The organism is Tolypothrix sp. VBCCA 56010, from assembly GCF_050875635.1.
In the GTDB taxonomy this organism is placed as follows: Bacteria; Cyanobacteriota; Cyanobacteriia; order Cyanobacteriales; family Nostocaceae; genus Hassallia.
This window is the reverse complement of sequence record NZ_JBPAOH010000096.1, coordinates 18,809-30,125: the sequence shown is the minus strand read 5'-3', so window position 1 is coordinate 30,125 and position 11,317 is coordinate 18,809. Positions and strand designations below refer to the sequence as shown.

Genomic DNA, 11,317 nt, shown 5'->3' with positions numbered 1-11,317 from the left:
GCCTTGGTGTGATTGCCACCAAAGAACATTGCAGCACAGACCGCAGTTGTAATAATTTCTGCATCGCTCCGGAATTCTCCGGCAATCTTCGTCATGAGCGATCGCCTTTAAGAGATCGTCAGTGATAGCATAAATGGTAATTATTTCGTTTAGCATACACCCCTCCTAATTTTCTGACTGGAGGGGATTTTATTGCTTAAGTGCCCCTTCCTCGATCGCCTATGCATAGTAACTAGCAACTTGGGTTAATAGTTTCTAGCACCTTAGTTAATTTCTGACGCAGTTGGCAAAGGGTTTTACAATTCTCCCATTGCAGTTTGCTTTTGATAAACTCCCAAAACCTCTCAATTGGGTTCAATTCTGGAGAGTGAGGGGGCTGAAAAATTGGTATAATATTTTCTGGACAATCAAGAGTTTTAACTGTGTGAAATGAGCCTTGGTCAAATTGGATAACTGCAACGTCCTCGCCAAGTTCTGCTGAGAGCAACTCTAAAAACTTCTGAAAACAATCACCATCAAGATGTGAAAACTCGTAGAAAAAACTGTATCCGCTTAAAGGTTCAACGACAGCGTACAAGTAAAAATTATCACGTTGCCACTGACTCAAACCGATGGGTTTGACACCGGGAGCGGTAATTAAACGTCCCGCAATCGTCTTTAATCCCAAGCGGGTTTCGTCTTGGCACATATACCTAAGCCGCTTGCCTGACCCAAATTCATCTTGTAAAAATTTGAGCGCTAGAGGGAGTTTTTTTTAAAGTGAGATAAGCTTTCTGGATGCTGTTTCCGGCTTTTGGGACGAGGAACTTTTAGTTTGGCACCTAAACTGTAGCGCACAAGCTGATAAACCGTTTTGTAGGCAATATGACGTCCCAGTTCGTTCTCTAACCATTGTTGAATTTGACTGTAGCTGTGAAATCCTTGTGGTTCGGACAATCGCTGTTTTAGGCGTTCCAAATTTTCTCCACTAACTATAGGTTCTTTACCAGGCGCATGTTTCACACATAGCAACCCACTTCGTCCCTTGTCTTTATACTTTTTTAACCAACGAGTTACGGTAGCTTCATCCCGTCCTAAACGTTTGGCGATCGCTTGCCGACTTGTGACTTGACCACTTTTAAGCCAGTACAGCATTTGTAATCGCTCTTTGCAACTTGCCGTTGTTGCATATTTAACAGCTTTTTCTAATTCTTCAAGGCTTTCTTTAATCTCGACTTGCAATCTCAAACCCATCACGTTTAAACCAAACGCACCCTTGTTTTAATTTAGCGCAGCTTCATACAGAAATGGTATTAATAATGAACCGCCAAGAGCGCCAAGGACGCCAAGGGAAGAGGATAGAGAGATTATATCTCTCGCAAAAGTCACGAGTATTTGTATTCTTCTTTGCGTCTTTGCGCCTCTGCGTGAGACTTGTTTATTATTTAGGTAAAATTTGGAGTAGGTTTGTTACTATTTGTTGTAGCTGTTGGTGGTTGATTTTGCCTTGAGTGTTACGAGGTAATGTTGGGACGCAAATCCAGTGTTTGGGAATTTTGAATTTGCAAAGTTTATCTTTGAGTATGTTTTGGATTTCTAAGGTAGATATGTTTGCTTTTGTGGGTATATAAATGGCTGTTATCGCTTGTCCCCATTGTTTATCTGGGATGCCAATTACACAAACATCGTTTACCATTTGAGTTGCTCTAATTGCTGATTCAATTTCTATTGGGTAGACGTTTTCACCGCCAGTAATGATTTTATTACTACTACGTCCAACAATATTTAAATGACCTTCGTCATCTAAGAAACCTAAATCATCAACTTGTAAATAATCCTTATTTTTCCATATTTCTGGATAGTAACCAAAGGCTAAAGATTGAGATTGTATAATTATATTTCCTTTTTGATTTGAATTTAAAATTTCGCCTTGTTCATTACAAATTGTTATTTTTGCATGGGGGAGAATTTGACCGCTGCTAATTTTACCATTGAGGAAATCGTCAGGTTTGACTGTGGCAATTTGCGAAGCGGTTTCTGTCATCCCGTAAGTTGGTGCTAATCGAATGCGGTAAAATCTTGCTTTTTCTAAAAGTTCATTCCAAGCTGGGGCACCTCCTAAAAGTACGGTTTTAAATTGGGATAGCCACGTTGTTAAATCTGGATTTTGTAGAAGACGTTGTAATTGTGTTGGAACTAAAGATATAAAAAATTCCGATGGTTCAATATGATATATTTGATTTGATTCTACTTCTTTAAAGGGGAAAATAGCGAGTTTACCACCAGTGGTAAAGGAACGCAGAAATTGCATTAAACCGCTGACGTGATATAGTGGTAATACACAAAATGAATTAACTTTATTTAGCTGAAAATATTCGGTAAATCCTTTCACAGATGCCATGAGGGTGTCCCAAGTATGGATGGCAAATTTAATCTTTCCCGATGAACCACCTGTAGGAATCATAATTGTATTGGGAATGGGGCATAGGTAATGGTGAGTCCAGCCCCCGTCTTGGCGGTTTCCGTCACGATGGGGGACTGGCGAACCCGAAGGGGGCATAGGTAATGGGGCATAAACAATTCTGTTCCATCCTCCCGAATCTTCATCTCCTAAAATGAGGTTTGGTTGTACTAAGTTAAATACTTCTTGCCATTCTTGTTTTCCCCAGTCGGGGTTACAAAGAAAAACTGGACAATTAGCAGCACATGCGGCGATAAAGCCTGCTAAAAAACGCACGGTTTCGCGTTCAGCTAAAAGGATTTTTTGTGGTGTTTTGTATGCTAATAATTCTAAATAAAACTTTTCAAATAATTGTTGAAAATGAAAGCGATCGCATCCGATAAGCCAATCATCATTTTGACGTTTGATATAATCTAAAATTTCCATAGATTTTCAAGCCAATTATCCTTCTCTTGTTCAAAAAAATGGTTAACACCAAATCCAACTGCGCGATTATGCTGAGATAATTGCGCTGCTAACTTAAGTGCAGCTTGTCTGCCAATTTCAGTTTCAAATACGGATGAAAATACAGCATCAATTTTATGTTGTTGGCAAAACTGACGCAGACGAAAAGGTGAACCGACTATTCCCGGTTTAATTACAAAAATGTCTCGCCAACCTTGTTGGAAGCAGCATTCAAGTTGTTTGAGTGTGGCGACAGATTCATCTAAAGCTATCTTCGTTTCATAGCAATAAGATAATTCCAACATTCTTTGAAATTGATCTACTCTTAGCGGTTGTTCGATAAATTCAATTTCCACTCGGTTTTGATTGGCTTGATGATTATCGCAAGTCCACAGCCATAAATTTGCATCTTCATAGCTGAGTCCTCCGTTTGCATCTAATCGCAGTTTTGCTCTTGATGGTAAAGCTTGAGTGAGTAACTCAAGAATTTTCAGTTCATAGGCGATCGCATACACTCCAATTTTCCACTTAAACGTGCGATATCCTTGTTCCCATAACTTCTGCCATTGTTCCAAAACAGCCTCACCTGCTGGTAATAACCCACTGTAGGTGAGGGAGTGGAGAGGGGGAGAGGGGGGGATGGGGAGAGGGGGGGAGGGGGAAGACAAGGGAGAGGGGGAGGAGGGGGGAGACAAGGGAGAGGGGTAAGATATTCCTCCTTGTCCTCCTTGTCCCCCTCGTCCCCCTTGTCCCCCTTGTCCCCCCTGTCCTCCTTGTCCTCCTTGTCCCCCTTGTCCCCTTGTCTCCCATTCCCCCCCTCTCCCCATCTCCCCACTCCCCCCTCCCCAAAGCGCAGACTCAAAGCCAAATTGACAAGCGGGTAACTCATCTGGGATAGAAAAAATCGTCTCCTCAGTAATTTCCGTGGGTAGTTGGCGACAAAACGATAAAGCTTGTTCTATGGTTTCCGAACCAAACCAGCTAATAGGGGCAATTTCTCCCCAACCAATATTTGTTTCATCGCTAAGACAAAGAATAATACCGTCCCGGATATCCCAAGTACCGTGACTGGTAGCCAGGGGACGCACAAATCTCCGTCGATAAGGACGAAACTCAAATCGATAGGGCATCAATTGCAAGTTGGTTGTTAATGGGCAATGGGCAATGGGCATTGGGCATTGGGAATTGGGAATGGGTAATGGGTAATGGGTAATAATTCTTTTTCCAGTCGCCATGCCCCATGCCCCATGCCCCATGCCCCACTATCCACCATCCACTATCCACTAACCTCCTGAAAGCATAAAACCCAAACCGAAAAGCAAGCAACTCCAAAAATGCACGGCAACAGCGATGAATTTACAGTTGCTGACTTTTTCTGGCTGGTTATGATTTTGCAAAACGTGGTTGCAAAGTTTGAAGGCAAAGGGTAAACTCACCCAACTCAGCAATGTCCACACGGGGAACATCCCCAACAGTACAAACAGCAAGTTGAGGGGGTAAATACTTGCCGTGAACCAGGTTAAAACCTTCGCACCTCTAGCAGTACCGAGACGGACGATAGGCGATCGCTTGCCGGCAGCTATGTCATCCTTAACTTGGTGAAAGTGCGAACAAAATAAAATTAAACTCGTGGCAATCCCCACGAACACCGAAGCTGCTAAACTTGTCATGTTCCAGCTTTGGGTTTGACTGTAGTATGCTGCCGTCACTGCTAATGGACCAAAGGCGAAAAAGCAAAGAATTTCCCCTAAGCCCTGGTATCCTAAACGAAAGGGAGGTCCTTGGTACATATAGCCCAAGGCACAGCACAACAAAATTATCCCAATCACAGTTAGGTCTTGCTGCCACCAAGCTATTGCTAGTATCCCCAGTAAACCTAATCCCAAACAAGAATTTCCTAACCCAAATATTAATGCTTTATTGGCAGTTAAATTTACCAAAGAATGATGTTTATTTTTATCAATCCCCGTCTCGGAATCAAAAACATCATTACTGAGATTTTCCCAAGCCAAAATTAAGATTGCAGATGCTAAAAAAGTAGAAAAAACTGCTCCATGAAAAATCCTGGTTTCCGCAAAAGCTACAGCAGTTCCTACCCAGATAGGCATAATAGCAACGCTGTACATCGGCGGTTTAATTGCCGCCATCCATAACTTTTTGTTGGGATATGAAATCAGTGTAGTCATCTTGTGTAAGCAATTATGGTTTCGATCTTGTACCAGAACAAAAATCAGATGTGCAACGAGCGCCATTTTTTCTGTGGCTGATTCGCCTTAAACTAGTCATGACCTAAAAGGGTATTGCAACACCGTGATTTGCACTTACTCACTACGCTGGTTAAACAGCGGCTGAATATGTTACCTGTAAAAATACGACCACGAATTATTGCACTTTAGGAAGATAACTTCAAAAAAGTTTACTAAATTTAGATCCATGACAGTTTCACCATGTCGCGCCAACTTAAGCGTATATAATAAAGAGCTATACGAATTTCTGTTAGCGGTTCAAGAAAATTGCCGCCAAAATCATTGTCGGCAGATTGTCAGTATTTCGCTGGAAATTGACTATGTTGATCCGTTGATAGTACTTGCTCAACTTAATCAAGCAAATGAAATAAATTTTTACTTTGAGAACAGAGGCAAAAAAGAAGCGATCGCTGCCATTGATGCTATCGCAAAATTAGAAATTGCCGACAAAGAGCGTTTTATTATAGCTGAAAATTTTATCAAAGATTGTCTCAAAAATATAATTAATTTTGGTAGTACAAATTTACCTTTTTCTCGCGCTCACTTTTTTTGTTGCTTCAGTTTTTTTGATAAAAATGCCCAACTTGATTATCCATTTCCTGCGGCTACCATTTTTCTACCCCGTTGGCAAGTAGCTGTGAAAAATGAACGCTGTATATTAGTTGCGAATACAATCATCAACAAGAGCGTAAATATTCAAAAATTATTACATAACCTTTGCGAACAAGTAGAGAAAATTCAATCTTTAGAAGCAAATGCAATAAATATTGATTATTCTCGACGTAAATACAGTAAAAAAACTCTACCCAACCCTGATAAATTTAAACTTTCGGTTTTATCTGCATTATCACAAATCCGCGCTAATCACTTGAGCAAAGTTGTTTTAGCAGATGTGTTAGATGTAAAATCAAGTCATAAATTTAACTTAGTTCAATCTTTAAACAATCTTCGACAATTACATCCTAATTGTTATGTATTTTCTACAAGTAATGGTAAGGGACAAAACTTTATTGGTGCAAGTCCAGAAAGGTTAATTAGTATCCACAAAAAACAGTTAATTACTGATGCTTTGGCAGGTTCTGCACCTAGAGGTAAAACACCAACTGAAGATGCAGCAAACGCCGATCGCCTGCTAAATAGTCAAAAAGAAAGGCACGAACATTCGCTAGTAATTGATTTTATCACTCAGCGCCTATCTGAACTAGGTTTATTACCGCAAATGTTATCACCGCGCTTGCGACAATTATCTAACATTCAGCATTTATGGACACCAATTAGTGCTATAATTCCCGCTAACGTACACCCGTTAAAAATAGTCGCTCAATTGCATCCTACACCAGCCGTTGCCGGTGCAGCCAGAGATATTGCCTGTGCAGAAATTCTTCGTCACGAAAGCTTTGAGAGGGGTTTGTATGCGGCGCCCTTGGGTTGGGTAGATTCTGACGGTAACTGTGAGTTTATTGTCGGAATTCGTTCGGCATTGATTGATGGCGATCGCGCTAGACTTTACGCAGGTGCAGGTATCGTCGCAGGTTCCGATCCCGACAAAGAACTAGCAGAAATTCAACTTAAACTTCAAGCGTTATTAAAAGCATTAGTATAATTTAGTAGGGTGCGTTAACGAAGTAACGCACCCTACATTATTTCAAATCTCTATGAGTAAAAGACTTAGCATTCTTCCCAGTGTAAGTACTTACAACATGACCATCACCAATCATTTGATACTTGTATGTTACCAAACCTTCTAAACCCACCGGACCGCGAGGGGGCATTTGTTGAGTACTAATTCCTACTTCTGCACCGAAACCGTAACGGAAACCATCAGCAAAGCGGGTAGAACAGTTGTGGTAGACTCCAGCTGCATTTACTAGCGCTAAGAAAGTTTTCGCAGCTTCTGAATCTTCAGTAATAATTGCCTCCGTATGACGAGAACCATAATCATTAATATGTGCGATCGCTTCTTGTAAAGAATCGACAATTTTAATTGACAAAATCAAATCGCTGTATTCAGTTTCCCAGTCTTCTTCTGTTGCAGCTACAATATTAGGCAATATATCGCGGGTACGTTCATCTCCTCTTAATTCTACATTAACTTTTTCTAAAGCATCAGCAACTTTTGGTAAAAATGTTGTCGCAATATCCGAGTGAACTAATAAAGTTTCAATCGCATTACAAGCAGCCGGATATTGAGTTTTAGAATCAATTGTAATCGTCACAGCTTTGGCAATATCAGCAGCTTTATCTACATAAAGATGACAAATTCCATCGGCGTGACCTAACACAGGAATGCGGGTATTTTCCTGCACAAATCGCACAAAAGAATTAGAACCTCTAGGAATAATTAAATCTACATATTTATCTAACTTCAAAAGTTCTATAGTTTCTTCTCTTGTTGTCAGCAATTGCACCGCATCGGGGTTAACAGCACTTTCAGATAATCCTTGTTTAATTGCTTTGACTATCGCTTCGCAAGAACGAATCGCTTCTTTTCCACCTTTGAGAATAACACCATTGCGCGACTTAATAGCCAAAGAAGCAATTTGAATTGCAGCTTCCGGACGCGCTTCAAAAATAACGCCCAAAACGCCTAGAGGAGAAGTAATTCGCTTGAGAATTAAGTTAGTATCAATTTCGCGGTGAATCTGCACTGCACCGACTGGATCGCTTAGTTTACCGACATCTCGGACTCCAGCGATCGCATCCCTTAACTTATGTTCATCCAACTGCAAGCGCTTGTAAAGCGGTTTGGCAATTTTTTCCGCCGCCGCTTCACAATCTGTAATATTCGCTTGTAAAATTTCATCTTTCGCCGATTCTAAAGCGATAGCGATCGCTTCAATCGCCCTTGTTTTCACTTCACTAGAGACAACCGCCAATTTACTCGCAGCAAGTCGGGTTTTTTGAGCGATTGCAATCAAATCAGAGTCAGCAGCTTGATAAATAATCATAACACACGCATACAGCAGTTTCACTTTTATTAGACTACACCAATCCGTAGAGACGTTCAGTCGGAAGGTCTCTACAATAATCTAAAAATAAATCTGACATAACTAGGACTTACACAAAATACCTCTCGCTCCTCTTATTCCTTCGTGTCCTTCGTGTCTTCTCCTGTCGGAGACGCCAAGGGCGAACGTGGTTCGTTACTCCGTGAAGGAGTGCGTAAGTCCTAATAACTATGATTTTTCCATACTGTCAAAGCGTTTCGCAATTATTGATTTCTAAATTAATCCTATAATTGCATAATTTGACTTGACTTATCCTATTAAGGATATAGAGCAAGGTTTTAGTATTAACCTTGCTTCGCTTGTACCTGATACACTTTTCAAACTTTCGATTTTCCTGAAACATTCACTTTCTTTGGAGAAAATATAATGCAATCTACCAATGATGTCTCTGCTCAACTTAACAAACCTGTACTGAAAGAAGGTTCCACAGGTGATGCAGTCAAAGAACTGCAAGAACTTCTCAAAAAATACAATACTTACACGGGTGCGATTGATGGTGCATTTGGTCCAATCACCAAAAAAGGTGTCATAGCCTTTCAACATCGCGTATTTCTCAAAGAAGATGGTATTGTTGCCGATAATACTTGGCGGGCATTGTTTAAAGGTGCGCCAGTCGATATGCCAATTTTGAAGAAAGGCAGCAAAGGCGACTTAGTAAAAACCGTTCAGAATCTTCTCAAATCTAGCAAAGATTATAACGGTGCGATCGATGGTGAATTTGGCTCTAAGCTAGAACGTGCGGTGAAAGAACTGCAAAAACGTACTGAGTTGCCTCATGATGGCATTGTCGAAGACCGCACTTGGTTCGAGTTAAGCAAAATTCCCCACTAATAAGGGCAGGGGGGCAGGGGGACAATTGTTTCTCCCCATCTCCCCCATCTCCCCCATCTCCCCCTCTCCTTGTCCCCCCCTCTCCCCCTCCCTTGCTTGCGCGATTCACTGATAAAAATTAAAGAAACTTTATAGAAGTAGTGAAAACACATATTAATATATGTGTCGAAAAACTTTTCCGTAATTGCGGTGGCGATCGCTGTATCTATTGAGTATTGATAGATAAATACCACTCCTCCTAAAGGGAGATATTATGTCACTGCAATCAGGATTAGATGCCTTTAAACAAGGACGTTATCAAGAAGCTATTGAATTACTAGAAGAATTCAGTCGAAATAATTTTGATGAAACTTCTCCAGGCTATTTAAACGCGCAGATGTGGCTGCTGAAAGCGTATCAAGCCACAGGAAAAATTGAAAAAGCTTGCGACCTGTGTCAGCGGTTAATTAACAGCGATAATCCAGAAGTACGCACCTGGGCAGAAAAAGCTTACCCTACTTTACATCAACCTGCAAAAACGCCATCTCGCAAAATTGAAAAAAGCGAACGCGCTGCGACAGCTGGTGTCCAATTAGCCATGAAGGGTGTCGGTGGTAGTTTAGCACTAGCATCTGGTGTCACCCTCACCTTGCTGTTTGGCATGGTGTTCGTTTTAGGTTTAGCTTTGGTATTTATTGTCAATAGCGATGCACCGATAAATGGATTAGCGATCGCTTTAGTTATCACTCTTATTTTCAACCTCGCTGCCTTCTTTCTGTCTCCGTTTTTGATGGACTTAACCCAAAGTTGGCTCTACCATACTCGTTGGGTAGACATAACAGAAGTTGAAAATCTCAGTCCAGAAACAGCCAGAGTAATTCGTCGCGTTTGTCAGCAGAAAAAATTAAAAATTCCCAGACTGGGAATCATCGACGACGAAAACCCCACGGCTTTTACTTACGGCTCATTACCCAACAGTGCCCGCTTAGTCGTCAGTCACGGACTTTTCACTTACCTAGATGATGATGAAATTGCTACCGTCTACGCCCACGAATTAGGACACATCGTCCACTGGGATTTTGCGGTAATGACAGTAGCTTCCACCTTAGTGCAAATTTGCTATTTGATTTACATCACAGCCAGAAGCCTTGGACGTGGCGGTGGTGATAGCAAAATCAAAGATGCGGCACAAGCTGCTGCCCTAGCTGCCTACGTGTTTTACATCGTTGGTACATACCTAGTACTGTACCTCTCCCGCACGCGAGAATACTTTGCTGACCACTTTGCCGCAGAAACCACCGGCAACCCCAACGGACTTTCCCGCGCTTTAGTGAAGATAGCCTACGGAATTTTAGAAGAAGGTTCGCGGGCAAAAGAACCTAGCCGCTTAATTGAAGGTACTCGCGCCTTGGGTATTTACGATCCCAAAGCGGCAGCGTCTACCGGAACCGCCTACCGCATTGCATCAGATACACAAAAAATCGGTCGCGTCTTTCTGTGGGATATGTTTAATCCGTGGGCTTGGTGGATGGAGTTAAATTCCACTCACCCCTTGACAGGAAAACGAGTTCGCGCCCTCAGCACCTATGCAGAACAGCTTGGTTTAGCAACTGAATTCGACATGGGGCGAGTTATTGGCGAAGGCAAAACTCTCAATAAAAGTAAGCTTTACGGCAGCTTTTTCTTAGATGTTATTCTGTACGGCGCTGAAACGATTGGGTTTGTCGCCGGCTTGATTATCGGCGCTATCTTGTGGTCAAGTTCACAAAACCCAGGTTTGATGCTGGGTTTACCACTCATCGGCTTAGGTGTGGGAGTGGTAATCAAAGCCTTCATTATGTTTCCCAGCTACAGCCAAGTGCCAGAAACTGACGTTCTCACTTTGATGTCAGACCCTTATGCTAGTCCGTTGCGTGGAAGACCTGCGAAACTCCAAGGTACACTAATTGGTCGTGGCGATTCCGGTTATAAATTTGGTTCTGATTTGAAAATCCAAGACCGCAGCGGAATGCTTTATTTGCATTATGCTTCGCGCTTTGGTCCAATTGGTAACTTTCTGTTTGGAATGAAACGAGTTGAAAGCTTGATTGGCGAATCAGTTGGGGCTGTAGGTTGGTTCCGTCGAGGTGTCGCACCGTGGATGGATTTGAGTCAACTCAACAGTGAAAGCGGCACTCTTGTCAACAGTTATCATCGCTTTTGGTCATTCGTCTTGGGTGGCGGATCGATTATCCTAGGAGTGGTCATTACGTTGTTTATGACCGGCAAATAGCTAAATTTTAGCTTGCTGTCAGAGCATTTCTAATTTATCCAAGCTGTAATTACAAAGGAGGTAGTGAGTAGCGGGTACTGCCTCCTTTTATTGTGTG

Annotated in this window: 9 protein-coding genes and 2 pseudogenes; 3 read left to right on the top strand and 8 right to left on the bottom strand. The window is 41.8% G+C overall.

The features are described from left to right. The 6 genes and pseudogenes from AABK37_RS26765 to menA form a co-directional block, all read right to left on the bottom strand. Positions 1-156 (bottom strand): annotated as a pseudogene (locus AABK37_RS26765) (IS982 family transposase); the annotation flags it as partial. 76 nt (positions 157-232) lie between these two features. Then, positions 233-691 (bottom strand): annotated as a pseudogene (locus tag AABK37_RS26760) (IS630 family transposase); the annotation flags it as partial. Positions 692-738: 47 nt separating this feature from the next. Then, complete coding sequence (locus AABK37_RS26755; protein ID WP_432554543.1) at positions 739-1,233, bottom strand: helix-turn-helix domain-containing protein; 495 nt, start codon at positions 1,231-1,233, stop codon at positions 739-741. Between the two features lie 187 nt (positions 1,234-1,420). Next, the gene (locus tag AABK37_RS26750) at positions 1,421-2,866 is read right to left on the bottom strand and encodes a 2-succinylbenzoate--CoA ligase (RefSeq protein ID WP_432554539.1); all 1,446 of its coding nucleotides are present in this window, start codon (positions 2,864-2,866) and stop codon (positions 1,421-1,423) included. Further along, a complete protein-coding gene (locus AABK37_RS26745; protein WP_432554542.1) occupies positions 2,854-4,014 on the bottom strand; it encodes an o-succinylbenzoate synthase in 1,161 nt (386 codons plus the stop codon). The genes AABK37_RS26750 and AABK37_RS26745 overlap by 13 nt, the downstream gene beginning before the upstream one ends. A gap of 153 nt (positions 4,015-4,167) precedes the next feature. Continuing rightward, positions 4,168-5,070, bottom strand: coding sequence for a 2-carboxy-1,4-naphthoquinone phytyltransferase (gene menA, locus AABK37_RS26740; RefSeq protein WP_432554538.1), 903 nt, complete (start codon positions 5,068-5,070; stop codon positions 4,168-4,170). A gap of 247 nt (positions 5,071-5,317) precedes the next feature. Between menA and AABK37_RS26735 the strand changes: the two genes are divergently transcribed. Continuing rightward, complete coding sequence (locus AABK37_RS26735; RefSeq protein WP_432554537.1) at positions 5,318-6,733, top strand: isochorismate synthase; 1,416 nt, start codon at positions 5,318-5,320, stop codon at positions 6,731-6,733. A gap of 37 nt (positions 6,734-6,770) precedes the next feature. On the opposite strand, the gene AABK37_RS26730 is transcribed toward AABK37_RS26735, so the two are convergent. Continuing rightward, complete coding sequence (locus AABK37_RS26730) at positions 6,771-8,078, bottom strand: glutamate-5-semialdehyde dehydrogenase (protein ID WP_432554536.1); 1,308 nt, start codon at positions 8,076-8,078, stop codon at positions 6,771-6,773. A 426-nt stretch (positions 8,079-8,504) separates the two neighbouring features. Here AABK37_RS26730 and AABK37_RS26725 point away from each other — a divergent pair, with 426 nt between their 5' ends. Next, complete coding sequence (locus AABK37_RS26725; RefSeq protein ID WP_432554535.1) at positions 8,505-8,969, top strand: peptidoglycan-binding domain-containing protein; 465 nt, start codon at positions 8,505-8,507, stop codon at positions 8,967-8,969. Here AABK37_RS26725 and AABK37_RS26720 read toward each other — a convergent pair. After that, positions 8,966-9,202 (bottom strand): hypothetical protein, encoded by a 237-nt coding sequence (locus AABK37_RS26720; protein ID WP_432554534.1) that lies wholly within the window; start codon positions 9,200-9,202, stop codon positions 8,966-8,968. The genes AABK37_RS26725 and AABK37_RS26720 overlap by 4 nt on opposite strands. Positions 9,203-9,222: 20 nt before the next feature. Here AABK37_RS26720 and AABK37_RS26715 point away from each other — a divergent pair, with 20 nt between their 5' ends. Next, positions 9,223-11,220 (top strand): M48 family metalloprotease, encoded by a 1,998-nt coding sequence (locus AABK37_RS26715; protein ID WP_432554533.1) that lies wholly within the window; start codon positions 9,223-9,225, stop codon positions 11,218-11,220. The last annotated feature ends 97 nt before the right edge of the window (positions 11,221-11,317 follow it).